This is a genomic window from Stenotrophomonas sp. YJH_SMC_54, from assembly GCF_059368435.1.
Genome location: NZ_JCAFRS010000011.1, coordinates 23,859 through 46,961, shown reverse-complemented (window position 1 = coordinate 46,961; position 23,103 = coordinate 23,859). Strand labels below are relative to the sequence as shown.

The following is a 23,103-nucleotide window of genomic DNA, read 5'->3' as shown; positions in this document are numbered from 1 at the left end:
GGAGGTCTCGAAGTTCGGAACGGGGCGCGGATCAGCGCGAAGCAAGGCGGTCGATGGCGGCGGCATAGCCTCGATGGCCATGCTCGAGCGTTCGCGCCACCCGTCCGGTGGTGGTCACGCTGACCCCGGTGCGCTCGTGGATCTCGCGATACGGCACGCCCTGCTGCAGCAGCGGCACCACCTTCCAGCGGTCGGCCATGGCTTCCAGCTCGGCCGGTGTGCACAGATCGCGCAGGAAGGCCTCGACCTGTTCCGGCTCGCGCAGGGCGGCAAAGGCCCGGGCCAGGGCTTCAAGGTCGGCCTTCGGGTCTTTGGCGGCAATTTCGGGGCGGGCTTTCACGGGGTCGTTTCCATGCATCAATGTAATAGCGCGTTAGTACATTAGCGCATTCTTGCGCGGTGCGTCAAATGCAGGGTTTGGGGCGGCAGGGCAGCTGCCCCGCACCCACAGAGGGCGGAGCATCGGCACAGCTGGGTTCCGGACCGACCCCGCCCTCGACAGGTGGTCGCGAGCTGTCGGGACGGCTGGGGTCGGATCTGTTTTCCAGAGGAAAACGGCTCTGACCCCGGAACGGGGCCCGGAAACGAAAACGCCCACCGGTTGGTGGGCGTTTCGTTGAAGCGCTGCATGCTGCCAGGGGCCGTTACATCACCTTCGATTGCTCCAGCTCGACCTGCAGGGTGCTGGCCAGCTCGTCGCGGGAGACTTCGAACTGCTGCTCGCGCAGCAGGTCCTTCACTGCCACCACGCCGCGCGCCAGCTCGTCCTCGCCGGCCAGCACCACGAAGCGGATGCCGGCCTTGGCGGCGTACTGGAACTGCTTGCCGATCTTCTTCGGCTCCATCTGCACTTCGGTATTGATGCCACCGGCGCGCAGGCGGCGCGCGATGTCCAGCGACTGCGGCATGCCCTGCTCGTCCATCAGCGCCACCAGCGCCTGCACGCTGCTGCCCTCGATGCCATCGATCAGGCCGGCTTCGCGCAGCTGCCAGAACAGGCGCGACAGGCCGATGGAGATGCCCACGCCCGGCAGCTTCGACTTGCTGTAGTGGCTGGCCAGGTCTTCGTAGCGGCCGCCCGAGCAGATCGAACCGATCTGCGGGTGGTCGGTCAGCGTGGTCTCGTAGACGGTGCCGGTGTAGTAGTCCAGGCCGCGCGCAATGGAGAAATTCAGGCAGTACGCGGTTTCCGGCACGCCCAGCGCCTGCACCAGCTGCAGCACTTCGCGCAGTTCGGCGACGCCGGTACGCAGGATCTCCGAAGAACCGGCGTCGGCTTCAAGCGTGGCCAGCTGCGCCAGTGCATCGGCATGGCCCTGCGAACGCACGGCCACGAACGCCAGGATCTTCTCGACCTGCTCGGCCGGAATCTCGAAGCCCTCGCCCACCAGCGTCTCGCGCACGTAATCGGCGCCGCGCTTGTCCAGCTTGTCCACTTCGCGCAGCACTGCCAGCTGGCGCTCGCCCTCGGCCACGCCCAGGCTCTCGAAGAAGCCACGCATCAGCTTGCGGTTGTTCAGCTGGATGCTGAAGTCACCGATGCGCAGTTCCGAGAACACCGCGTGGATGACCGCCAGCACTTCGGCGTCGTATCGCACGCTCAGGCTGTCCTTGCCGATCACGTCGATGTCGCACTGGTAGAACTCACGGAAGCGGCCGCGTTGGGCGCGCTCGCCGCGGTACACCCGCTGCATCTGGTAGCGACGGAACGGGAAGGTCAGTTCATGCTCGTGCTCGGCCACGTAGCGCGCCAGCGGCACGGTCAGGTCGAAGCGCAGCGCCATTTCCGGCAGCGAACGGTCACCCGATTCGGCGGCGTTGGCCAGCGCACCGGTGGACTGCACGAAATACACCTGGCGCTCGGTCTCGCCACCGGACTTGGTCAGCAGCACGTCGGACAGCTCGAACACCGGCGTCTCCACCGGCAGGAACCCGAAGCGCTCGTAGTTGCGACGGATCACGTCCAGCATGCGCTGGAACGCAATCTGCTCGCGCGGCAACAGTTCAAGGGTGCCGGGCGGGGTACGGGGCTTGATCACGGGCGGAACTCCTGCTGGAACGGGACGTGGGAGGGGGCGACATTCTAGCGCCCCCGCCTCGGGCAGGGTCGAACGGCCGCTTGAAGTATCATAAGGCCCTCCCCGCCCGCGATACGCCCCCGCAACATGTCACGGCCTTCCGGCGCTCCGCCCGCCACCAACGATCCCGCCTCGCCGTCCTGCAACACGCTGGACTGCCTGCACTGCTCGGTTCGCCACCTTGCGGTGTGCTCGGCGCTGTCGCCCGATGAAGTGCAGGCACTGGAACAGGTCACCGTTTCCCAGCAGGTCAGCATGGGCAGTACCCTGGCCCGCACCGGCGAAGAGCGCGACCATGTCTATACATTGACCGGCGGTGCCCTGCGCCTGGTGCGCACCCTGGCCGATGGCCGCCGCCAGATCAATGGCTTCGTGCTTCCTGGCGACTACCTGGGCCTGAGCGGCAGTGACCACCACCGCTACGATATCGAGGCCATCGCAGACAGCCGCGTATGCCGTGTCGCGCTGCCGCAGATGAAGGCGCTTCGCAGCCGTTTCCCGCACCTGGAACGCAAGCTGCTGCAGCGTGCCTGCCAGGAGCTGGACGCCGCCCAGGATGCCGCGCTGGCACTGGCGCGGCTGCAGCCGGCCGAGAAAGTGGCCGACTTCCTGCTGCGCCTGGCCGCGCGCGAGGCCAAGCTGGGTGGCGATGGCCTGCGCGTCTCGCTACCGATGGGGCGTGGCGACATCGCCGACCATCTGGGCCTGACCATGGAAACGGTCAGCCGTACCTTCACCAAGCTGCGCCAGCAGGGGTTGATCGCCCTGCCCCACCTGAACGTGGTGGAGATCCTCGACGAGGACGGGTTGCGCACGCTGGCCGGTGAAGGGTTGATCTGACCGCATCGCGGTTGGCTGGGTTGCCGGCCAGCGGCCGGCACTACCAGGTGGACGCAGCACGGGTAGTGCCGGCCGCTGGCCGGCAACCACGTCCATCTCCGGTCAACGCAGCAACACCTCGCGCAACGCCGCATACTCCGCGGCCAACGGTTCCGCGTGCGCGGGCCGCTGCAGCAACGCATCCAGCGCAGGCGGCACCGCCACCGTTTCGCCGATCAGCGGCTCGACCACGGCCTCGAACTTGGCCGGGTGCGCCGTGGCCACCACCGCCCAGTCGCCCTTGGCGCCGCGCGCACGCAGGTCCTGCAGCACCTTCACCGCTGTGGCCGTATGCGGGCAGAACAGTTCGCCGTTGCTGGCATGCGCCGCCGCAATCGTCGCGCGGATGGTCACGTCATCCACCGCGAACGCGCGGAACGCAGCGCGCAGCTCGGCGTCATCTCCGAGGTAAAGCCAGCGCAGGCGTTCAAAGTTGCTGGGCGCCCCTACGTCCATTGCATTGGCCACGGTGGCCACGCTGGCCTGCGGCTGGTAGTCGCCGCCATTGAAATACGCCGGCAGTACCGCATTGGCATTGGTGGCCAGCACGATCTGCCCGATCGGCACGCCCAGCGCGCGCGCCAGCACGGCCGCCATCGCATTGCCAAGGTTGCCGGTCGGCACCACCAGGTTGAGCCGACGACGATGCGTCGCGTAATGGGACAACGCCGCATGCGCGTAATAACTCATCTGCGGCAGCAGGCGGCCGAGGCTGATGCTGTTGGCCGAACTCAGCGGCACCTGCGCCTGCAGTTCGCGGTCAGCCAGTGCCTGCTTGACCATCGCCTGGCAATCGTCGAAGGCACCGGCCACGCGCAGCGCCTGGATGTTGTCGCCGAAACAACCGAGCTGATGCGCCTGGCGCGGTGACACGCGGCCATCCGGATACAGCACCACCACGCGCACGCCGGGCTGGCGATGGAAGGCCGCAGCAACGGCGGCGCCGGTATCGCCAGACGTGGCGACAACAATCGTCAGATCGCGGTCCTTGCCGGCCTGCAGCCGCGACAGTGTTCCGGCCAGGAAGCGCGCACCGATATCCTTGAACGCCGCCGTCGGCCCATGGAACAGCTCCAGCACATGGTCACCGCCGCCCAATGCACGCAGCGGAACCTGAAAGTCGAACGCTTCCCGGCAGATCGACGGCAACGCAGACTCCAGCGCGTCGCCGGAAAAGAACGGTGCCAGCAGATCGGCGGCGGTATCGGCCAGCGTTGCGCCGGCCCGCAGCTCACGTGCCGCCGGCAGCACCTGCGGAACATACAGCCCTCCATCGGGCGCCAATCCTGAAGCGATCGCCGCACTGAGGCCAACGGCCGGGGACTGACCCCGGGTCGAAACAAATTGCATGGGTTCGGTATCCAGTAAAGGGGAAGGATTCAGCACAAGCGGGCTCCCGGTGCATCCAGCGGCGACACCCAGGCATCGCTGTCGAAACCGGCGGCGGCAAATGCCGCCTGCACCGGTGCGGCAGCGGTGCGGGCCTGGTCGGCGTCCTCGAACCAGGCGAACACGCTGGGTCCGGCACCGGAGATGCCCGCACCCATTGCATGGGCCGACAGCGCCGCATCGCGGGCTGCTTCGAAACCTGCAATCAGGCCGGCCCGCCGTGGTTCCACCAGCACATCGCGCAATCCAGCCCGCACCAGCGCCGCATCACTACGATGGCAACCACTGAGTACCAGCGCGAGGTTCGCACTCTGTGCCACGAATTCACCCAGCGCGTAGCTGCCCTGCAGCACCTGGCGCGCACGGCGTGTTTCCAGCACCGCGTGCGGATGCACCAGCAGGCTGTGCCAGGTCGCCGGCACCGGAATTGGCAGCAGGCGATCGGCCGTACACAGCGCAAGACCACCCAGCAGCAGCGGCCCCACGTTGTCGCCGTGGCGGCCACCGCTGGCCACCGCCTCGCCATCGAGCGCAAACGGATACAGCGCCTCGCGCGACAGCGGTACATCCAGCAGCGCGTTGGCGGCAACCAGCGCCGCAACGCATGACGCTGCCGAACCGCCCATGCCGGAACCGAACGGAATGCCCTTGTCGATCTCCACCGCGAATCCGAAATCCAGGCCCAGGCCTTCGCGCAGTGACATCAGCGCAGCGCCGGCGGTGTTCCCGGCGGCCTCCAGCGGCAGCTCGACCGCACTGCCACGGATCGCTTCGATGCAGACCACCGGTTCCTCGATGCGGCGCACGGTCACGGTATCGCCAACACCGGCGATGGCATGACCAAGAATGTCGAAGCCCACCGCCACGTTGGCCACCGAGGCCGGCGCGAACGCACGTGCGATCACAGGCGTGCTCCTTCACCGGCCGCGACCCGCAGCAGGTCGGCAAACACACCGGCGGCGGTGACTTCCGGGCCGGCGCCCGGACCCTGCACCACCAACGGGTTGTCGCAGTAGCGACGGGTACGGAATTGCACCACGTTGTCGGTCAACCGAAGGTTGGCGAAGGCGTGGTCGGCGGGCAGTTCCTGCAGGCCCACCGAGGCACCGTCAGCGCCCAGCTGTGCCACGTAGCGCAGCACCGCGCCACGCGCCCGCGCGTCCTGCAACCGCTGCAACAGGCTGGCATCGGACTCGCCCAGCCGCGCCATGAAGTCATCCACGCTGCCATCGCGCAGCAGCGCCGGCACCAGGCTTTCCACCTGTACCTGTTCCAGGCTGAGCGCGTGGCCGGCCTCGCGGGCGAGGATCACCAGCTTGCGCGCCACGTCCACGCCCGAAAGATCATCGCGCGGGTCCGGCTCGGTGTAGCCCATCGACCGCGCCTGCGCGACTAGCTGCGAGAACGGCTGACTGCCGTCGAAGCGGTTGAACAGCCACGCCAGCGTGCCGGAGAAGATGCCTTCGATCGCCAGCACCTCGTCGCCCGTATCGACCAGATCACGCAGCGTGGTGATCACCGGCAGGCCCGCGCCCACCGTGGCTTCGTAGCGGAAGCGCGCACCACTGGCCGCCGCAGCAGCGCGGATGCGCTGGTAGCGCGGCAGCGGGCCAGCACCGGCCTGCTTGTTCGGAGTCACCACGTGAATGCCGGCGGCCAGCCAGCCCTCATAGCGCTCGGCCACGTCGGCGCTGCCACTGCAGTCGATCACCACCGCATGCGGCAGGTGCGCGGCCAGCAGGTGTTCGGTGAAGCGATCCAGGTCGCTGGGCTCGCCCGCGTCCTGCAATGCCTCCCGCCAATCAGCGTGCAGGCCGTCCACTTCCAGCCGCATGCGCGAACGCGAGGCCAGCGCGCGCAGGCGAAGATCCACATTGGCCTTGGCCAGCAGCTGCGGGCGGGCCGCCAGCAGCTGGTCCAGCAGTGCCGCGCCGACGTTGCCCGGCCCGATCACGCCGACCGCGAACGTCTGCGGCGACAGCCAGAAGCCCGCATGTGCGGCCCGCAATGCGCGGGTGGCATCGGCACTGTCCACCGCCACAGAAATATTGCGCTCCGACGAGCCCTGCGCGATCGCCAGGATGTTCACCTGCGCGCGTCCCAGCGCCTCGAACAGGCGCGCCGCCACACCGGGCTGGCCGGCCATGCCGTCACCCACTGCCGCCAGCACGCTGACGCCCTCACTGACCTGCACGCGCTGCACCTGCCCTACCGACAGTTCATGCGCGAACGCGTGCAGCAGTGCCTCACGGCCACGCGCCGCTTCGGCAGCGCGCACCACGCAGCAGATCGAATGCTCTGACGAACCCTGCGAGATCATCACCACCGACACCTGCGCCTGGCGCAGCGCCGCGAACACGCGCTCGGCGGTACCGGGCACGCCGATCAGGCCGGTGCCTTCCAGGTTCAACAGGGACAGCCCGGGGCTCAGGGTCAGGCCCTTCACCGGCCCGCGCGGCGAGCGCTCGGCGCTGATGCGCGTCCCCGGATGCGCCGGCTGGAACGTATTGCGGATGAAGATCGGCAGGCCGAGGCGGATCGCCGGCGACATCGTCTGCGGGTGCACCACCTTGGCGCCGAAATAAGCCAGTTCGCAGGCCTCGTCGTAGCTCAGTGACTCCAGTTGCACCGCCTCGGGCACCAGCCGCGGGTCGGCCGACAGCACGCCGTCGACGTCGGTCCAGATGTGCAGTTCATCGGCATTGAACAACGCGGCGAAGATCGCGCCGGAATAGTCGCTGCCATTGCGGCCGAGCGTGGTGATGCGGTCATGGCGGTCACGGGCAACGAAACCGGTGGCGACCAGGCGCATCTGCGGATGCCGCAGGCGCCACTTGGCCAGGCGGTCCGCGCTGGACTCCCAGTCGACATCCACGCCCAGTTCGCCATGCCCGACCACCAGCACGTCGCGTGCATCGAGTACCGCACAGTCTTCGCCCAAGGCACGCAGGTGGGTGCCAAGCAGCTGCGCGGAGAATACTTCGCCCAGGCCCTGCACGCGGTCGAGCACTTCGCGCGGCAGCTCGCCGATCACCGCCAGCGCCGCCAGCACTTCGGCCAGTTGATCGAAGCGGGCGTCGATCCACTCGACGGTCTCGCCCACCTGCTCGCCCAGCAGGGCCACGGCGGCGCCACGGTGACGCGCGCGCAGCGCATGCCAGGCCTCGCGCCAGGCTTCGTCGCCCTTGGCCGCCAGCTGGGCCAGCTCGATCAGCGCGTCAGTAACGCCCTTCATTGCCGAAACGACAGTGACCTGCAGCGATTCGGGACGGGCCAGCAGCAGGGCCGCAACATGGCGGTAGCGTTCGGCATCGGCCACCGAGGTGCCGCCGAACTTGTGCACGACGATGGACGGTGCAGCCAGATCGGCCGGGGCAACGGGATGAGCGGGGGCGTGGGAAGACATGCAGACCTCGGCAGGAGGCCCCGTCGCATGCAGGTGTCGAGTTTCCCCGCCACCTGTATGGTGCGGGGCCGTGGTTTTCGGGAGTTACACGAAGACGACGGGCCGCACCAGGGCAGTGGTGACGGTGGTGGTGGTAATGGTGGTGGTGGCGACCGGCGCAGTCGAACGGCCCGCGGTAGCGGGAGCGATCAGGCTGGCGTGGGCGGCATCAAGAACCATGACGCACAGAAAACACTGTGCGCCGGCCTGCTGTCAAGTGCTGCGATGCAAAAAACCAGTGCCGCGATCATCGCTCAACGTGCCGGCATTTGGTTGCATCTGAGACCAAGGCAGCATCAGCACGCTTGACGCACGCATTCAGTCGGCATGTTCGGCGATCGCCCGTGGACTACGATGGGCATGCGCGCACAGCATCACGCCGGCCACCAGGAACACGATCGCCAGCGCTTCCAGCAGCGAAGGCCAGCGCTGCTGCCAGGCGAAGGCATACGCCAGCGCGAACAGCGTCTCGAACACGATCATCTGTCCGGTCAGGGTCAGCGGCAGCAGGCGGCTGGCGCGGTTCCAGAACGCATTGCCGAGGATCGAGGCCACCACCGCCACACCGGCACTGATTGCCCAGAAACCACTCCACTGCGCCGCCGTGTGCCCGCTGGTGTGCCCGATGAAGGCCATCGGCACCAGCAGCAGGGCCAGGCCGCCGGTGGTGACGCCGGTCAGCAGCGACCAGTCGTGGCTGGACAAGTCCGGTCGACGCGCCAGCCAGCGGCTGTTGCCGATCGAGTACAACGCCCACGAGAACAGCGCGCCGAACGCGCACAGCAGGCCGATCAGGCGCTGCCGCCACGGGGTTGCCAGGTGCTCGGACATCAGTGCTTCCCAACCAACCAGGGCCACGCCCAGCACGCACAGGCCCAGTGCCGGCAGCAGCTGCTTCAAAGGCACTGCGCCCTGTTCGCGCACGCCGACCAGGGTGACCACCACCGGAATCAGGCCGACAATCAGGGACGCCGCCGCGCCGCCGGCCCACTGCACCGCCGTGGCCAGCAACAGGAAATACACGAGGTTGCCGGCCAGGCTCAGCCACAACAGGCCGATCCATTCGGCGCGGCCCAGCCGCGGTGCCAGCCGCTTCCAGCGCGGCAGCAACAGGGCTACGGCGATCAGGCCATAGACCAGGTAGCGACCGGCGGACAGTTGCAGGGCGTTGAACGACTGCAGCACAGCGGGCGCGAGGAAGACCACGCCCCACAGCGCGCCAGCGGCAACGCCATTGGCGATGCCCAGGGCCATCGGGTTGTTGCGCATTCGGGTTCTTCGGGGGGAGAGAACAGGCCGCGCAGTGTAAGCACTGGCCAGCGGGCGCTCTTGACCGAGGCTATTGCCCTGACCGGCCGCGCGTGCGCAAAGCCGAGCGTGGCTCGACCCTACAGTCCGGCGCCCCGGCGCCACGCTGCGGGAGTCTGGCCGCACTCGCGGCGCAGCGCACGGGTCAGTGCGCTCTGCTCGGAATAGCCCGCGGCCAGCGCGATATCGCTGATCGGCGCCACGCTGGTGCGCAGCTGGTGCTTGGCCCAACGCAACCGGCTTGCACTGAGCCAGGCCTGCGGGCTGAGCCCGAACTCCTGCCGGAACAGCGCATGCAAACGGCTCTCGCTGACCCCGACGAACCCCGCCATGCGCGCCACCGGCCACGCCTGCCCGGGGTCGGCCTGGACCGCCGCACACAGACCCTGCATGCGCGCGCCACTGCCGGCAGGTGCAAATACCTGCAGCAACTGCGGCAGCAGCGCCGGCATTGACTGCCCTGCCTGCACCTCAGCCAGGCGTCGGCGCAATGCCAGCGGCAGATGCAGCCAGCGCTGCCGGCACAGATGCTCCTGCGTGCCGTCATCAAGTACGCCCGGAGGACAGTCAACGATCACGAAACCATTGGGACCATCAGCCATCTGGTCATGCGCCTCACCGGCGGCCACGAATGCCCCCTGCAGCACGTCCAGCCGACCTCCGCGACCTTCCATTTCGAACTGCAGTTCACCCTGCACTGGCAGCACCCACTGCGCGTAGTCATGGCGGTCCAGGCCGGTGGCCTGGCCGTAGTGCCGCAGATGGAAGATGGCGCCCATCCGAGCAGTGTGCGCGTGTAACAACGGCCGTGCAAACCGTTGCTATAGTCGAACCGTCATCCAACGCAGGGAGTGCAGGACATGACCCATCAGCAGGTGTCCCTGGCGCTCGCCACCGGCCTCGGCCTGGCGCTCGCCGCTTCGGTCTCCGCTCAGGAGCGTACGCCCCCGGCTCCGCACTGCATGGACGCTGTCGGCGTACAGGAAGTGGAGCAGGCATCACCGCGCTCGATCGCACTGCGCGCCGCCTCCGGCCAGGCCTATCGGATCGACTTCAACGAAGATTGTCCCGGCGTCCGCGGTGCCACTTCGCTGAAACTGGAAGCCCCCGCCGGCTGGGCCTGCGGCCGCCCCAGCGAACGCGTCGTGGTCGACGGCCGCCGATGCACCATCAGCGCGGTCACCCCGCTGCAGAATCGCGATTATGCCAGCGTCGCCCGCGACAGCGGCCGCCTGCGCACCGCTACCCTGCCTGCCGTGACCATCCGCGAACGCAAGGAGGTGCGTCGCAGCTTCGGCGGCTCACCGTCCTACTGCTTTGCCACGCGCAACGTGCGTGCCTGGTCATCCGACCCGCAGGGCATGCTGGTGGAGACCAATCCGCGCCGCAATGGCGGCCATCGCTACTACCGGGTCGAACTCGGCAGCCACTGCCGCCAGCTCGACCGCGCGCCGCAGCTGAGCTTCCACTCGGGCCTGCAGAACGGCCTGATCTGTGGCAATCCCGGCGATCGGATCATGACTGCCGAATTCGAGACAGACGATCTGCGCGGTGAAAGCATCGCCCCGCTGCCGCAGTACACGCGCGGCAGCTGCACGATCCAGGCGGTCTACCCGGCCTCCAGCCAGGCGTCGAACTAACCGTCGACGCCGAGGAAGGCGAACGGTGCGCTGGGCACGAACTGGCCCAGTGCATCACCGGCGAAGGTATTGCGCTGGTCCTTGCCGAGGTCGAGCTTGAGTACCTTGCCGGCGAAATCGACCTTGTTCAGATCGACCCAGAAGGTGTTCGGGGTCAATGCCGATTCGAAGAAGTACAGCCGCCGCTTGTGGTCGGCCACGGTGCGCCAGCGCGTGGATGAGATGTTCGGCTCACCCGGCGTGGTGATGCCATACGGCACCGACGCGTTGCGGATCACGCTGAACACGCTGGCCAGGGCCTCCACCGGATCCTCGGCCTTGGGAATGGCGTTGATGTAGAACGAGGCGCGCGCGAAACGGTCAGCAGAGCGGTTGGTGCCCGGCAGCATCACCGTGCCGCCGATCTGCTGCCAGTAGCTGTTGAGCGCCAGCTGCTGCTCGAAGATCGGCGAATTGGTCATCACCTGGTAGCGCCGGTCATGGTGAATCACCTGGCGGCCGCCGATGTACTCGACGATGGCACTGTCGCCGCTGGCATCGGACAGCGACAGGTGCAGCGTCGCCTGCCGATCTTCACCGGGCACCTTGTCGGTGACGATCGCGTACGGCTCGCGCTTCAACGCGGCGACCGCCTCTTCCACGGTAGCGAAGTTGTCCAGCACATACTGCGCCCACAGCGAAATCGCCAGGCCCGGCTTGTTGCCACGCTGCTGCGGATACTCCGATTCGACCAGCCACAGCAGGTTGGCTACCAGGCCCTTTTCGTTCATGCCATCGGTGGTCGACACGTCGTAGCCGGTGGCCACCACCGAGCCGTAGCGCGCGGTCCACGCCAGCGACTTCGGGCCGGCCTGGCCGGTGCGCGCAATGCCGCGCGGCAGTATGTAGAGGTTGGTCGCCACATCGACCTTCCAGTCCATCGAGCGCGCGGTGATCACATCGCCGTTGTCACCCAGGTACACCGCGCGCGTGCAGGCCAGTGCCGGTGCCACGGCTGCGGCCAGCGCGACCGCCAGCATTCCCCTTCCCATCCACTTCATCCGTGCCATGTCGTTGCACTCCTTTTCCCCGTGATCCGAAGATAGGACCCCAGGCAGGGTGAGACAGGGGTGAAAGCCTCAACGGACGAAGCGGTCGTGCAGCCAGAATCCTGCAAGCATCGAAGGCACGAACCACAGGGCTTCGCGCGACGCCACGGCCACCCCGGCGATGGCCGGGCCTGGGCAATAGCCCGCCCAGCCCCAGCCGATCCCGAACAGCGCGGCACCCAGCAGCAGGCGAGCATCCACACGCCGGGTAACAGGCAGCCGGAAGCGGTCTGCGTACAGCGGCTGCTGTCGCCGCAACACCCACCGCTGCCCGATCGCGCTGACCAGCAGCGCCGAGCCCAGCACCCACAGCAGCGTGGGATCGAAGTCACCGGTGATGTCGAGGAAGCCGAGGACACGACGCGCGTCGGTCATTCCCGAAAGTGCCAACCCCATGCCAAACAATGCGCCCGCCGCGCCGGCGGCCCAGACTGCGCGGCTCATGTTGGGCCTCCGCCATGACGGACCAGGAAGGTGGTCAGCATCGCGCAGGCCATGAACACCAGCACGGCCGCCAGCGATCGCTTCGAAGCGCGGGCCATGCCGCACACACCGTGACCGCTGGTGCAGCCGTTGCCCAGCCGCGTACCGAAGCCGACCAGCAGGCCGGCTCCCATCAACTGCCATGCCGGCAGCGCATCACGCAGCAGCGCACGCGGCGATGCCTCGGGCACCGATTGCCACCACAGCACCAGCCCCGCCGATGCGGTCAGGCCGGCCAGGAAGGCCCAGCGCCAGGCACGCTCGCCCTTGCCTGCGCGCAGGCTGCCTGCGGTGATGCCGCTGATGCCCGCCACGCGTCCGATGGTGGCGAGCAACAGCACCGCGGCGGCGCCGATCAACGCACCACCTGCCGCCGCACTCCATGGCAGGTTCATGCCCTGCCCTCTTCGCTGCCGCACATGGGATTGCCCATTTGTTTAGATTATTCTAAATTAGATCATTCTAAATAAGATGGTCAACCATGGCCCGGACCCAGCTCGACAGCGCCGCGATGGCCGAACACGCGTCGCAGGCAGCCACGCTGCTCAAAAGCCTGGCCCACCCGGCCCGGCTGCGGGTGCTGTGCCGCCTGGTGGAAGGTGAAGCGCCGGTACCGGAACTGCAGGCACTGACCGGCCTGAGCGCATCGGCGTTGTCACAGCATCTGGCGGTGCTGCGCGGACTGGATATCGTGGCGACCCGGCGCGAAGCGCAGGCGATCCACTACCGGGTCCTTGAAGGGCCGGCGCTGGGCGTGCTGCAGGCGCTGCATGCGGCGTACTGCGGGGCTGCTTCGCGCTGAATCCGGCGCAGACCATCAGCCTGCATGCAGCGCCGGCTGCACCACCTGATCGAGCAGGTCCACTGGCGTCGGTGCCGAACGATCGCCCTGCAGGCGCCGGGAGAATCCGGACCAGTCACTGCAGGAAAGCTGGCGAGAATAGGCACCCACGCTGGCAGTTGCGGACCAGTCCGTCTCAGTCCGCCGGAACGCTGGCCGAAGCGTTCAGGTTGCCGCCAAGACCGTGCCGTCGCAGCGTCGTGGCAGCATTGCCTCGAACACCACCTGGCCCGCTTCGTTGCGGGCCGCAATGCGCCCGCCGTGCGCGCGGACGAACTGATCGACGATGTACAGGCCCAGGCCCAGGCCCTTGCTCTGGTGGAAGCTGGCCTTGAACGGTTCGAACAGTCGCGGCAACAGCGCGTCATCGATCCGGCCGGCGTTGCTGACCCGCAGCAATACGCCGCGCGGGTCGCGCCCATCCACCTCCACCCTCGCCTCGCTGCCATGGGTCAGCGCATTGCCGACCAGGTTGGCGGCGACCTGGCCAAGGCGATCCAGATCGCCCTGCAGCCGCGTGTCTCCCTGCAGGTCCAGGTGGATCCGGTCCGCCCCATGCGCGCTGCCCGCCTCGGCGACTACCGCGCGCGTCACGTCGGCCAGATCGCAGGCACTTGCCTCCAGCCTCAGGCCACCGCTGCGGATCCGCGAGAAATCCAGCAGCTGCTCGACCATCCGCGCCATCCGCAGGGTGCTGGCTTCCAGGTACTGCAGCGTCTGCTGCGCGCCTGCGTTGTCTTCCGGAAGCTCCAGCGCCAGCTTGTCGGTGCACAGCAGGATCGCCGACAACGGCGTGCGCAGGTCGTGGGTCAAAACGGCAGCCATCGTCTCGTTGAGCTTCAGCGCCCGCTCCAGTGCCTCGTTGCGCGCCTTCAGCAGCTGCCGCTGCTGGTACAGCTCGATGAAGACGTTGACCTTGCTCAGGATCACCTGCGGCGCCACCGGCTTGTGCAGGAAATCGACCGCACCGCTTTCGTAGCCCTTGAACACGCGCAGGGGATCATCCGGAGAGGCGGTCAGGAAGATGATCGGCACGTCGCGGCTGCGATGCGAACCGCGCATCAGTTCGGCCAGGGTGAAGCCATCGATCTCCGGCATGTGCACGTCAAGCAGGGCCAATGCCACCTCGTGCTCGAGCAGCAGCTCCAACGCCTGCGCGCCCGAGCCGGCCAGCAGCAGGTTGACCCCTTCGCGCTGCAGCAGGGCCTGCATGGCTACCAGGTTCTGCGGCACGTCATCGACGATCAGGAGGTTGACCGGGGTCTGCGACTGCGCAGGTTCCGGTGGCAACAGGTTCATGCAAACAACTCCTTCAGGCGGCGACACATCAGTTCAAGGGGCAGCACGGCATCGGCGCCGGCGTACTGCAGGGCGGAAGCGGGCATCATCGACGCCTCGGCTTCCTCGGGACATTGCAGCCAGGCATGGCCACCGGCACGGCGCACGGCGGCAACGCCCTCGCTGCCATCACTGCTGGCACCGGTCAGCAGCAGGGCCAATACCTGCGCGCCGAACACCGCAGCAGCGGAATCGAACAGCGGATCGATGGCCGGACGGGAAAACAGCACCGGTGCATCCACCGACAGCGCCAACGCCCCCTCGTCCTCCACCAGCAGGTGGTAATCCGGCGGCGCGAACGTCACCGTGCCCGGTTGCAACGGCTGCTTGTCTTCGGCTTCGCGCACCGGCAACGCGCAGTACGGCGCCAGCACCTCGGCGATGCGGCTGGTGCGGTCTCGCGGCAGGTGCAGCACGGCCAGTACCGGTACCGGCAGCTTCGCCGGCAGTGCACCGAGCACCGCCTGCAGGGCCGCCACGCCACCGGCGGACGCGCCGATCACCAGCACGGCCGGACGCACCGGCAGCGTCATCAGGCCACCTTCCGGTACAGGCGGTGCTCTCGCGAACAGACCTCGAAGGCATCGTGGTGGCACCCGAACTGCAGCGACTCCTTGCTGCCCAGGCCAAGGAAGCCCCGGTGCACCAGCGCTTCGCGGAACAGGCCGACGGCACGATCCTGCAGGTCGCGGTTGAAATAGATCAGCACGTTGCGGCACGACACCAGGTGCACTTCGGAGAACACGGTATCGGTGGCCAGGCTGTGGTCGGCGAACACCACGTTGCGGCGCAGTTGGCGGTCGAACACCGCACCATCGTAGGCGGTAGCGTAGTAGTCCGACAGCGACGCGGTGCCACCGGCGGCCAGGTAGTTGCGGCTGAACTGGGCCATCCGGTCGATGCCATAGGCGCCCGCCTCGGCGGTGGCCAGCGCGGCCGGATTGATGTCGGTGGCATAGACGATGCTGCGCTCGAGCAGGCCTTCCTCATGCAGCAGGATCGCCAGCGACCACACTTCCTCGCCCGTGCTGCAGCCGGCCACCCACAGCTTCACCGAGGGATAGGTACGCAGCACTGGCACCACCTGCTCGCGCAGCTCACGGAAATACGCAGGGTCACGGAACATCTCCGAGACCTGCACGGTGAAGAACTGCATGGCCTGGGCGAACAGGTCCGGCTCGTGCAGCAGCCGGTACTGCAGGTCGACCAGCCGCTCGCACTCATAGCGCTGCATCGCCTGGCGCATGCGTCGGCGCAGCGACGACACCGCATAGCTGCGGAAATCGTAGTGGTAGCGCTGGTACAGCGCCTCCAGCAGGACCTTCAGTTCGAGGTCGAACAGCGCCTGTTCGTTCATTGCCGCGAGCACCAGACCCGGCACAGCGAGACCAGCTTGTCGACGTCGATGGGCTTGGCGATGTAATCGTTGGCGCCCGCCTGCAGGCAACGCTCACGGTCGTCCGGCATGGCCTTGGCAGTCAGCGCGATGATCGGCAGGTCCTGCAGGTGACGCTGCGCGCGGATCTCGCGCATCGCGGCCAGGCCATCCTTCTCCGGCATCATGATGTCCATCAGCACCAGGTCGACTTCGCGCTCGGCCAGGCGGTCCACTGCCTCCTGCCCATTGCGCGCGATCTCCAGCGTCACGCCCAGCGGCTCGAGCACGCTGGACAGCGCAAAGATGTTGCGCACGTCGTCCTCGGCCAGCAGTACGGTGCGTCCATCGAGCACGGTGTCGCGACGGCGCGCCTCGCGCAGCAGGCGCTGCTGGTCGGTGGGCAGGCTGGCTTCCACGCTGTGCAGGAACAGGGTGACTTCATCCAGCAGGCGTTCGGGCGAACGTGCGCCCTTGATGATGATGCTCTTGGAATAGCGGCGCAGGCGCTGTTCTTCCTCGCGACCGAGCGCGCGACCGGTATAGACGATCACCGGCGGGAAGCCGACGTCATCGTTGCCGGCCATGTGTTCGAGCAGGTCGTAGCCGCTGCCGTCAGGCAGTGACAGGTCCATCACCATGCAATCAAAGGTGACCGTGCTGAGCTGCTCCAGCGCGCCAGCAAGCGTTCCCACGGCGACGATCTGCAGCTGATCACGGCCCAGCAGCAGTTCCAGGTTGTGGCGCAGCTCGCTGTCGTCCTCGACGATCAGCAGGCGCCGCACGTCGCGCTGGCTGGTCTGTTCCAGCTGCTCGATGGCGCTTACCAGGCGCTCGCGCGTGGTCGGCTTGATCGCAAACCCGATCGCGCCAAGCTCGCGCGCCACCTGGCTGCGGTCCGTTGCCGAGACCACGTGCACAGGAATATGGCGGGTATCGGGGTTGCGCTTCAGGCGCTCCAGCACGCTCAGGCCGGACACGTCCGGCAGGCCGATATCGAGCAGGATGCCGTTCGGTCGCAGTTCGCCGGCCAGGGCCAGCGCCTCTTCGGCCGTCCCGGCCACCACGCAGTCGAAATCCAGTTCATGGGCCAGGGCCACCAGCGCTTCGGCGAACGTGGCGTCGTCCTCGACGGCCAGGATCAGGCGGCCCGGGTGCTGGCGACGACCGCGGTCGTCGGCCACGCTGGGCACCGTCGTCGTCGGCGCCACCGGAGCCCTTGCTGGCACCTGCATCGCCGGCACAGCGGCCGCGACCGGCGAGGCCACGGGGGCTGCGGCGATGTCCGCGGCGTTCGAGGCGGGCGCGCCCTGCAACGGCAGTTCCAGAATGAAGCAGCTGCCACGGCCCGGTTCGCTGTCGACCTGGATGCTGCCGCCCATGCGCTCGGCCAGATCACGCGAGATCGACAGCCCCAGGCCGGTGCCACCGTAGCGGCGACGGGTGCTGCCATCGGCCTGGCGGAAGGCTTCGAAGATGACCTGCAGCTGCTCGCGGGCAATGCCGATACCGCTGTCGCAGACCTCGAAACGGATGCGCCCCTGGCCGGCCGCGCGCACGTGCAGGCTGACCTTTCCATGCTCGGTGAACTTCACCGCATTGGCCAGCAGGTTCTTCAGGATCTGCTGCAGTCGCTGGCTGTCGACCACCAGCTGGCTCGGCGCCAGCGCATCGGCCTCGATCTGCAGGGCCAGGCCCTTCTGCCGCGCCATCGGCTCGAAAGTCTCGCGCAGGCGCTGCAGCACGCTGTCGGTCACCACCACTTCATCGGCCAGCTCGACGTGGCCGGCCTCGATGCGCGACAGGTCCAGGATGTCGTTGATCAGCGCCAGCAGATCGTTGTTGGACGACAGGATCGCACGCGCATACTTCACCTGTTCTTCGGTGAGCGTGCCGTCCTTGTTGTCGGCCAGCAGCTTGGCCAGGATCAGCGAGCTGTTCAGCGGCGTGCGCAGTTCGTGCGACATGTTGGCCAGGAACTCGGACTTGTAGCGCGATGTCGCGGCCAGTTCGTTGCTGTTGCGCACCAGCTGGCTCTGCGCGACCAGCAGTGCCTGCTTCTGCGCCTCCAGCTCGTGGGTCCGCTCTTCCAGCTGGACGTTGCTCTGTTCCAGCTCGGCCTGCTGTTCTTCCAGATGGCTCTGCGACTGCAGCAGGCTGCGGCTCTGCTCTTCCAGTTCCTCATTGGCCACGCGCAGCTCTTCCTGCTGGGCCTGCAGCTCCTCGCCCTGGCGCTGCGATTCCTCCAGCAGCACCACCAGTTGTGCGCGCAGCAGCGATGCACGCAGCGCCATGCCGATGGTCTCGGCGCAGCGCTCCAGCAGCTCGCGATCCAGGTCGCGCTGCGCACCCGCCCGGGCGCGTCCCAGCTCGACGATGCCTACCACGGTGCCGTCACTGCTGATCGGCGCGAGGATGCGCTCGCGCACCGGCAACCGCCCCAGGCTGGTCTGCAGTTCAAGTACGGCGTCGTCGCTGCCCTTCAGGTGACGGATGCACTCATCCCGCGCCACCTGCCCGGCCACGCCCTCCTGCAATGCCAGCGACGCCGGCATGCCGGACGGCAACGCCAGGCCGCCGGTCAGCTGCAGTCGTCCGCCTTCCAGCCGGTACACGGCGCCGACGTCGGCCTCCAGTTGCGCGCCCAGGCTGGTGGCTGCCGCCTCGGCAATCTGCTCCGGGCCGAGGTCGCCGCGCAGGCTCATCGCTACCGCGTTCTCGGCCTCCTGCAGCCACAACGCCCGCATTGCGTCCCGGCGTGCCTGGATCGCGCGGGAGACGATCAGCGCGATCATCAGGAACGCACAACCACCGATGCTTCGGTTGACCAGCGAGAACGCCGAGTTCGAGCTGGCCGGGGCGATGTTGAAACCGATGACCAGCAGGACGCAGGCGAGCACAGCCACGATGAACGGCGCGCGCGCACTGCGCTGGAACACCGTGACGCCCACGGCCAGGAAATACGCCAGCCATACTGCATAACCGAGCGGTACCACCAGCTCCAATGCGATGGTCGCAGCCAGCAGCACGGCGGAAGTCATCCAGATCCAGCGGTCACGCGTAGTCGCACCAGGACGCATGCAGGTCGGTTCCAGAACAAAAAGGGTGGGTGATGGTACTCCGTGTCGTATTCAGCCGCACAGGACAAATGGCACGTGTCCCGCCTCCACACCTCCTTCACACTTGAATGCCTAGCTTCACGTCCCTCACAGGGGTAACACTTATTTTTACGTGGACGCTGCCGCCTCTACGACGTCCGTGCTGACGGACCCTTCCCGCCAACTGCGACTGCTGATCGACAGCGTGCGCGACCATGCGCTGTACCTGCTTGATCCGGATGGCATCGTCTGCAGCTGGAACCCGGGTGCGGAGCGCATCAAGGGCTATTCAGCCGATGAAGTGGTGGGCACCCACTTTGGTCGCTTCTACCTGGCCGCCGACCGCGAGGCAGGAGAACCGCAACGCCTGCTCCGTCATGCAGCGCAGCATGGCCACGTTGCCAATGAGGGCTGGCGGGTACGCCGCGATGGCTCGTCATTCCGTGCCAGTGTTGTCATCGAGCCGGTGGTTGAAGCGGGTGAGCTGCTCGGCTTCGTCAAGATCACCCGCGACATCACCGAACAGTGGCAGGCACAGCGCCTGCTGCGTGATGCCCAACGAGCGCTGCGCAATACCCAACAGTTCGAGGCCGTCGGCCGACTCAGCCGCGGCCTGTCGCATGAGTTCAACAACCTGCTGACCACCATCGGCAACGCACTGGACCTGCTGTCCCTGCGCGTTGGCGGTGACGATGCGCGCGCCGCCGAGCTGCTCGATGCCGCGCAGAGCGCGACCGATCGTGGTGCGCTGCTGACCCGCCAGCTGCTGGCGTTCAGCACTGGCCAGACCCTGATCCGCGAACCACTGGATATCAACGTGTTGATACAGCAATGGCTGCCGGACCTGCAACGCGCCTGCCCGCCCACGGTGATGCTGGATGCCCAGCTGGCACCCGGCCTGCCTGCGGTCAACACCGATGCGCTGCAGCTGCAGACGGCGCTGGCCAATCTGGTCGCAAATGCCGCCGATGCTACCCTTGAAGGCGGTCGCATCCTGATCGGCACCGCGCTGGAGCATCGCCTCGACCCGGACGCGGACTCCACGCTGCAACGTGGCTATGTCACCCTCAGCGTCTGCGATGAAGGCCACGGGATGGCGGCCGACATCGCCGAACGGGCCACCGAGCCCTTCTTCACCACCAAGGACATCGGCAAAGGCAGCGGCCTGGGCCTGAGCCAGGTGTTCGGATTCACTACCCAGAGCGGCGGCTTCGTCGACGTGTCCACCACGCCCGGTGTCGGCACCACGGTCAGCCTGCTGCTACCCGCAATGGAGGACCCTGCCGATGACCGATGACCCGATCCGCGTACTGATGGTGGAAGACCAGACCGATCTGCGTGAAATGATCGGCCTGGCCCTGCGCGACCTCGGCATCGATGTGGCCACGACCGCCGATGGCCACGAGGCGGCGGAACTGCTCAAGGGCGAAGCACGTTTCGACGTGGTGTTCAGCGACGTCAGCATGCCCAACGGCATGTCCGGCATCGAGCTGAGCGAGCATGTGGCACGCGAACAGCCGCAGGCAAGGATGATCCTCTCGTCCGGCTATGCCCGTTCGCAGCTGCCGCCGCTGCCCGAGCAGGTGGAGTTCCTGCCCAAGCCCTATCGCCTGCGCCAGCTGGTGCAGCTGCTCAGGCAGGCGTAAGCCACGGCGCCCCGCAGGAAGCCCCTGCGGTCAACCCATCATCGCCCCGCGCTGGAACGATGCCAGCAGCGTAGAGGCTGCCGCTGCCGGCGCCAGCCGACCGCGTGCCAGTGACCAGGTGATGCCGTAGAAGCAGCTCCAGTAGAAGTCCGCGAGCCATACCGCGGTGAAACCGACGTTGAACTCCCCGGCCGCCTGACCCCGCAGGAAGAAGGCCTCGAAGCGCCCGCCGATCGGCGCCCAGCGCTCCGGCAGCAGGTGCAGGTCGCCCAGGCGCTGCTGTTCTTCCATCATCCGTGCGAACAGCAGCGTCACCAGCTCCCAGTCCGCCAGCAGCGTGGCGGTGACCTGCTCCAGCACGTGGCGTGCATCACCGCCCTGGTCGAACCAGGCCGCCGCCGCTTCCACGCGCTCGAAACCGGCTGCGAACAGGGCCTCGTCGATCGCCTCCCGGGTAGGCGCAAACCGGTACAGGGTCGCGCGGCTGATGCCCGCCCCGCGCGCGAGTTCGCTGAGGGTGCAGCGTGGATGGCTGACCAGGGTGGCCGCCAGCGCATGGGGCAGGTCGCGTCGTGTACGTGCTGCGGCAGGTCGCATGAAAAGCGAGGGGGTGTGGGCTGACCCTCACGCTAGCATGAATCATCAATTAATAAACTGAATCAAATATGATTCACACGAATCACGAATGCGCTACAACAGCGGTGCGTCCGGTGCCCCCGGGTCGGTGCACGGCAGGGAACGCGTCACAGGCATCGAGGGAGACAACGCCATGCTGCACCCACTACGCGATATCGCCGTGCTGTTCGACGCCAGCGACACCGGGCACCGCGTTCTCAACATCGCCGCCGACCTGGCGCAGGCCCAGCAGGCGCATCTGGTCGCAGTCTCCACGGCCCTGCATCCCACCGACATCGCCAACGGCTTCGCGCGCGGTGCCGGCATCGCCGCCGCGCTGGACCACGAGGCCCGCGCGGATGCCGCCTGCACCGCACAGCTGATGCAGAACCTGCGTGCCGTGTCCGAGCCGCTGCAGATCAGCACCGAACTGCGCATCGTCTCGGACTACCTGGGTGGCGCTGACCTGGCGCTGCAGTCGCTGTACTGCGACCTGATCATCGCCGGCTATCCGCACACACCAGGCGCGCCCTCCGGCTGGCATCCACTGGGCACGCTTCGCCAGACCGGGGTACCGATGCTGCTGGTGCCGCCGCACTGGAAGGGCGAGCAGGTCGGCCGGCGTATCGTGGTGGCCTGGAATGCCAGCAAGCAGGCCCGTCGTGCGGTGGCAGATGCCCTGCCTCTGCTGGCCCGGGCGCAGGCCGTGCACCTGCTGATGGTCGACACGCCCAAGGCTGAAGCGGCACCCGGCGCTGAAATGGCCCAGCATCTGGCGCGGCACGGCGTTGAAGTGGAGATCCAGGCGATCAGCTCCAGCCAAGGGGGCGTAGCTGCCACCATTCGCCAGCATGTACTTGATGCCAAAGCCGATCTGCTGGTGCTGGGGCCCTACAGCCGCAGTCGCGTGGTCGAACGCGTGCTCGGCGGGGTCACCGAGGATCTGCTCGCCGAAGTACCGGCGCCCTTGTTCGTATCGCACTGATACCGCCCTGCCCCGCCCGGCGGTAGCCGGTCAGCGATTGGCCGGTGTGCCGCCGGAAATAGCGGCACAGGTAGGACGCGTCCTCGAAGCACAGGCGTTCGGCGATGCGTCCGATCGGCAGTTCGCTGTAGCTCAGCAGCGCCTTGATCTCCAGCACCACCTGGCGGTCGATCAACGCCTTCGGCGTTTCGCCGAAACATTCCCGGGTCACCTGCGAGAGGTAGAACGGGGTAATGCACAGCACCTCGGCGTAGGACTGCACGTCGCGTTGGCGCGTGCTGCGCTGGCCGACCAGTTCCCAGAAGCTCCAGGCCAGGCGCTCGCGTCGGCCGACCGGCGGCGCCGCCTCGTAGTATGCCGGGAGCAATGTGGCGAACTTCAGGAAAAAGGTCTGCAGCAGGTTGCGCAGCATCACGTGGCGATGGCGGCCACCGTTGTGCTGGGCATCCATCAACTGCTGCAGCCAACCCTGCAGCAGCGGCACCTCCAGCGGTGACGGTACACAATGGGGGTGCTCGTGCAGGAACTTGAACAGTGCATTGGGCAGCACATAGGCCACCTCCGAGGCCAGCGCTTTCGGCACCAGGCAGGCCACCGCAAGGAAGCGGCGCGAACGCTGCCGCAGCAGCGCCAGCGTATCCTCCGCCAGCACCAGTACGTCGTGCCGCTGCACCGCCACTTCGCGGAAGTTCAGTGCGAACCGCGCACGCCCGGACACGCACACCAGCACCGTCAGATAGGCGTGCCCGAACGACAGCGGAACACCCAAGCCTTCCGCCAGCGTGCTGACCTCCAGGCGCATGGATTCGTCCTGTTCCAGAAGCTGGGGAATGCGGTCCACGGGCTGATCCGGCGGGATTCCGGGGCCCAGCATATCGGGCCCGGCGCCAGACCT

The 23,103-nt window shown here is 67.4% G+C and carries 24 protein-coding genes; 7 read left to right on the top strand and 17 right to left on the bottom strand.

Annotation, left to right across the window (positions count from 1 at the left end; genetic code table 11):
- Positions 1–31 precede the first annotated feature (31 nt).
- Together AC5P5S_RS13665 and hisS are read right to left on the bottom strand one after the other, a co-directional pair.
- Positions 32–340, bottom strand: a complete 309-nt coding sequence (locus AC5P5S_RS13665; protein WP_005416326.1) for a YerC/YecD family TrpR-related protein — start codon at positions 338–340, stop codon at positions 32–34.
- A 304-nt stretch (positions 341–644) separates the two neighbouring features.
- A complete protein-coding gene (gene hisS / locus AC5P5S_RS13660; RefSeq protein WP_005413164.1) occupies positions 645–2,039 on the bottom strand; it encodes a histidine--tRNA ligase in 1,395 nt (464 codons plus the stop codon).
- Between the two features lie 126 nt (positions 2,040–2,165).
- Here hisS and AC5P5S_RS13655 point away from each other — a divergent pair, with 126 nt between their 5' ends.
- Positions 2,166–2,918, top strand: a complete 753-nt coding sequence (locus AC5P5S_RS13655; protein ID WP_005409422.1) for a Crp/Fnr family transcriptional regulator — start codon at positions 2,166–2,168, stop codon at positions 2,916–2,918.
- A gap of 102 nt (positions 2,919–3,020) precedes the next feature.
- Here AC5P5S_RS13655 and thrC read toward each other — a convergent pair whose 3' ends face one another.
- The 3 genes from thrC to thrA are packed head-to-tail and all read right to left on the bottom strand — an operon-like array spanning position 3,021 to position 7,752.
- Positions 3,021–4,307, bottom strand: a complete 1,287-nt coding sequence (gene thrC, locus AC5P5S_RS13650; protein WP_062605929.1) for a threonine synthase — start codon at positions 4,305–4,307, stop codon at positions 3,021–3,023.
- A gap of 29 nt (positions 4,308–4,336) precedes the next feature.
- Entirely contained in the window at positions 4,337–5,251 is a 915-nt protein-coding gene (locus AC5P5S_RS13645) for a homoserine kinase (RefSeq protein WP_062605932.1), read from the bottom strand.
- Complete coding sequence (thrA, locus tag AC5P5S_RS13640) at positions 5,248–7,752, bottom strand: bifunctional aspartate kinase/homoserine dehydrogenase I (RefSeq protein ID WP_062605934.1); 2,505 nt, start codon at positions 7,750–7,752, stop codon at positions 5,248–5,250. Before thrA ends, AC5P5S_RS13645 begins: the two co-directional genes overlap by 4 nt.
- A 27-nt stretch (positions 7,753–7,779) precedes the next feature.
- On the opposite strand from thrA, the gene AC5P5S_RS13635 reads away from it, so the two are divergent.
- On the top strand, positions 7,780–8,100 hold the full coding sequence (locus AC5P5S_RS13635; protein WP_162292024.1) for a hypothetical protein: 321 nt from the start codon (positions 7,780–7,782) through the stop codon (positions 8,098–8,100).
- A gap of 9 nt (positions 8,101–8,109) precedes the next feature.
- On the opposite strand, the gene AC5P5S_RS13630 is transcribed toward AC5P5S_RS13635, so the two are convergent.
- Positions 8,110–9,060, bottom strand: coding sequence for a DMT family transporter (locus AC5P5S_RS13630; RefSeq protein ID WP_062605936.1), 951 nt, complete (start codon positions 9,058–9,060; stop codon positions 8,110–8,112).
- Positions 9,061–9,179: 119 nt separating this feature from the next.
- Positions 9,180–9,878 (bottom strand): helix-turn-helix transcriptional regulator, encoded by a 699-nt coding sequence (locus AC5P5S_RS13625; RefSeq protein WP_005409417.1) that lies wholly within the window; start codon positions 9,876–9,878, stop codon positions 9,180–9,182.
- Positions 9,879–9,959: 81 nt separating this feature from the next.
- On the opposite strand from AC5P5S_RS13625, the gene AC5P5S_RS13620 reads away from it, so the two are divergent.
- Positions 9,960–10,739, top strand: a complete 780-nt coding sequence (locus AC5P5S_RS13620) for a DUF6491 family protein (protein ID WP_033833286.1) — start codon at positions 9,960–9,962, stop codon at positions 10,737–10,739.
- Here the strand turns inward: AC5P5S_RS13620 and AC5P5S_RS13615 are convergent.
- The 3 genes from AC5P5S_RS13615 to AC5P5S_RS13605 form a co-directional block, all read right to left on the bottom strand.
- Entirely contained in the window at positions 10,736–11,788 is a 1,053-nt protein-coding gene (locus AC5P5S_RS13615; RefSeq protein WP_038645921.1) for a linear amide C-N hydrolase, read from the bottom strand. The two genes, AC5P5S_RS13620 and AC5P5S_RS13615, sit on opposite strands and share 4 nt — an antisense overlap.
- Before the next feature lie 69 nt (positions 11,789–11,857).
- Entirely contained in the window at positions 11,858–12,271 is a 414-nt protein-coding gene (locus AC5P5S_RS13610) for a DUF6691 family protein (RefSeq protein ID WP_005409414.1), read from the bottom strand.
- Entirely contained in the window at positions 12,268–12,705 is a 438-nt protein-coding gene (locus AC5P5S_RS13605) for a YeeE/YedE family protein (protein WP_043035070.1), read from the bottom strand. Before AC5P5S_RS13605 ends, AC5P5S_RS13610 begins: the two co-directional genes overlap by 4 nt.
- An 86-nt stretch (positions 12,706–12,791) precedes the next feature.
- Here AC5P5S_RS13605 and AC5P5S_RS13600 point away from each other — a divergent pair, with 86 nt between their 5' ends.
- The gene (locus tag AC5P5S_RS13600) at positions 12,792–13,112 is read left to right on the top strand and encodes an ArsR/SmtB family transcription factor (protein WP_012480019.1); all 321 of its coding nucleotides are present in this window, start codon (positions 12,792–12,794) and stop codon (positions 13,110–13,112) included.
- 15 nt (positions 13,113–13,127) lie between these two features.
- Here the strand turns inward: AC5P5S_RS13600 and AC5P5S_RS13595 are convergent, their stop codons facing one another.
- The 5 genes from AC5P5S_RS13595 to AC5P5S_RS13575 are packed head-to-tail and all read right to left on the bottom strand — an operon-like array spanning position 13,128 to position 18,944.
- Positions 13,128–13,262, bottom strand: a complete 135-nt coding sequence (locus AC5P5S_RS13595) for a hypothetical protein (RefSeq protein WP_005413152.1) — start codon at positions 13,260–13,262, stop codon at positions 13,128–13,130.
- A 54-nt stretch (positions 13,263–13,316) separates the two neighbouring features.
- Complete coding sequence (locus AC5P5S_RS13590) at positions 13,317–14,450, bottom strand: hybrid sensor histidine kinase/response regulator (RefSeq protein WP_005413151.1); 1,134 nt, start codon at positions 14,448–14,450, stop codon at positions 13,317–13,319.
- Positions 14,447–15,022: a chemotaxis protein CheB gene (locus AC5P5S_RS13585; protein ID WP_005413150.1), complete on the bottom strand. Its 576-nt coding sequence runs from the start codon at positions 15,020–15,022 to the stop codon at positions 14,447–14,449. The genes AC5P5S_RS13590 and AC5P5S_RS13585 overlap by 4 nt, the downstream gene beginning before the upstream one ends.
- Positions 15,022–15,846 carry a CheR family methyltransferase gene (locus tag AC5P5S_RS13580; protein ID WP_005409408.1) on the bottom strand — a complete coding sequence of 275 codons (825 nt, stop codon included), beginning with the start codon at positions 15,844–15,846 and terminating at the stop codon, positions 15,022–15,024. The genes AC5P5S_RS13585 and AC5P5S_RS13580 overlap by 1 nt, the downstream gene beginning before the upstream one ends.
- The gene (locus tag AC5P5S_RS13575; RefSeq protein WP_231336823.1) at positions 15,843–18,944 is read right to left on the bottom strand and encodes a hybrid sensor histidine kinase/response regulator; all 3,102 of its coding nucleotides are present in this window, start codon (positions 18,942–18,944) and stop codon (positions 15,843–15,845) included. The genes AC5P5S_RS13580 and AC5P5S_RS13575 overlap by 4 nt, the downstream gene beginning before the upstream one ends.
- 151 nt (positions 18,945–19,095) lie before the next feature.
- Between AC5P5S_RS13575 and AC5P5S_RS13570 the strand changes: the two genes are divergently transcribed.
- On the top strand, positions 19,096–20,259 hold the full coding sequence (locus AC5P5S_RS13570; protein ID WP_414497920.1) for a two-component system sensor histidine kinase NtrB: 1,164 nt from the start codon (positions 19,096–19,098) through the stop codon (positions 20,257–20,259).
- Positions 20,249–20,608 (top strand): response regulator, encoded by a 360-nt coding sequence (locus tag AC5P5S_RS13565; protein WP_005409405.1) that lies wholly within the window; start codon positions 20,249–20,251, stop codon positions 20,606–20,608. Before AC5P5S_RS13570 ends, AC5P5S_RS13565 begins: the two co-directional genes overlap by 11 nt.
- 30 nt (positions 20,609–20,638) lie before the next feature.
- Here AC5P5S_RS13565 and AC5P5S_RS13560 read toward each other — a convergent pair whose 3' ends face one another.
- Positions 20,639–21,205: a TetR/AcrR family transcriptional regulator gene (locus AC5P5S_RS13560; protein WP_049469523.1), complete on the bottom strand. Its 567-nt coding sequence runs from the start codon at positions 21,203–21,205 to the stop codon at positions 20,639–20,641.
- 172 nt (positions 21,206–21,377) lie between these two features.
- Between AC5P5S_RS13560 and AC5P5S_RS13555 the strand changes: the two genes are divergently transcribed.
- A complete protein-coding gene (locus tag AC5P5S_RS13555) occupies positions 21,378–22,208 on the top strand; it encodes a universal stress protein (protein ID WP_049459958.1) in 831 nt (276 codons plus the stop codon).
- Here AC5P5S_RS13555 and AC5P5S_RS13550 read toward each other — a convergent pair.
- The gene (locus AC5P5S_RS13550) at positions 22,156–23,049 is read right to left on the bottom strand and encodes an AraC family transcriptional regulator (RefSeq protein ID WP_049459953.1); all 894 of its coding nucleotides are present in this window, start codon (positions 23,047–23,049) and stop codon (positions 22,156–22,158) included. The two genes, AC5P5S_RS13555 and AC5P5S_RS13550, sit on opposite strands and share 53 nt — an antisense overlap.
- Positions 23,050–23,103 lie beyond the last annotated feature (54 nt).

Bases quoted from the DNA above. Each gene is read 5' to 3' on its own strand.
- AC5P5S_RS13655 (WP_005409422.1), top strand. From the start codon at position 2,166: ATGTCACGGCCTTCCGGCGCTCCGCCCGCCACCAACGATCCCGCCTCG.
- thrC (WP_062605929.1), bottom strand. From the start codon at position 4,307: ATGCAATTTGTTTCGACCCGGGGTCAGTCCCCGGCCGTTGGCCTCAGT.
- thrA (WP_062605934.1), bottom strand. From the start codon at position 7,752: ATGTCTTCCCACGCCCCCGCTCATCCCGTTGCCCCGGCCGATCTGGCT.
- AC5P5S_RS13635 (WP_162292024.1), top strand. From the start codon at position 7,780: ATGCAGGTGTCGAGTTTCCCCGCCACCTGTATGGTGCGGGGCCGTGGT.
- AC5P5S_RS13630 (WP_062605936.1), bottom strand. From the start codon at position 9,060: ATGCGCAACAACCCGATGGCCCTGGGCATCGCCAATGGCGTTGCCGCT.
- AC5P5S_RS13625 (WP_005409417.1), bottom strand. From the start codon at position 9,878: ATGGGCGCCATCTTCCATCTGCGGCACTACGGCCAGGCCACCGGCCTG.
- AC5P5S_RS13620 (WP_033833286.1), top strand. From the start codon at position 9,960: ATGACCCATCAGCAGGTGTCCCTGGCGCTCGCCACCGGCCTCGGCCTG.
- AC5P5S_RS13615 (WP_038645921.1), bottom strand. From the start codon at position 11,788: ATGGCACGGATGAAGTGGATGGGAAGGGGAATGCTGGCGGTCGCGCTG.
- AC5P5S_RS13610 (WP_005409414.1), bottom strand. From the start codon at position 12,271: ATGAGCCGCGCAGTCTGGGCCGCCGGCGCGGCGGGCGCATTGTTTGGC.
- AC5P5S_RS13605 (WP_043035070.1), bottom strand. From the start codon at position 12,705: ATGAACCTGCCATGGAGTGCGGCGGCAGGTGGTGCGTTGATCGGCGCC.
- AC5P5S_RS13600 (WP_012480019.1), top strand. From the start codon at position 12,792: ATGGCCCGGACCCAGCTCGACAGCGCCGCGATGGCCGAACACGCGTCG.
- AC5P5S_RS13590 (WP_005413151.1), bottom strand. From the start codon at position 14,450: ATGAACCTGTTGCCACCGGAACCTGCGCAGTCGCAGACCCCGGTCAAC.
- AC5P5S_RS13585 (WP_005413150.1), bottom strand. From the start codon at position 15,022: ATGACGCTGCCGGTGCGTCCGGCCGTGCTGGTGATCGGCGCGTCCGCC.
- AC5P5S_RS13580 (WP_005409408.1), bottom strand. From the start codon at position 15,846: ATGAACGAACAGGCGCTGTTCGACCTCGAACTGAAGGTCCTGCTGGAG.
- AC5P5S_RS13575 (WP_231336823.1), bottom strand. From the start codon at position 18,944: ATGCGTCCTGGTGCGACTACGCGTGACCGCTGGATCTGGATGACTTCC.
- AC5P5S_RS13565 (WP_005409405.1), top strand. From the start codon at position 20,249: ATGACCGATGACCCGATCCGCGTACTGATGGTGGAAGACCAGACCGAT.
- AC5P5S_RS13560 (WP_049469523.1), bottom strand. From the start codon at position 21,205: ATGCGACCTGCCGCAGCACGTACACGACGCGACCTGCCCCATGCGCTG.
- AC5P5S_RS13555 (WP_049459958.1), top strand. From the start codon at position 21,378: ATGCTGCACCCACTACGCGATATCGCCGTGCTGTTCGACGCCAGCGAC.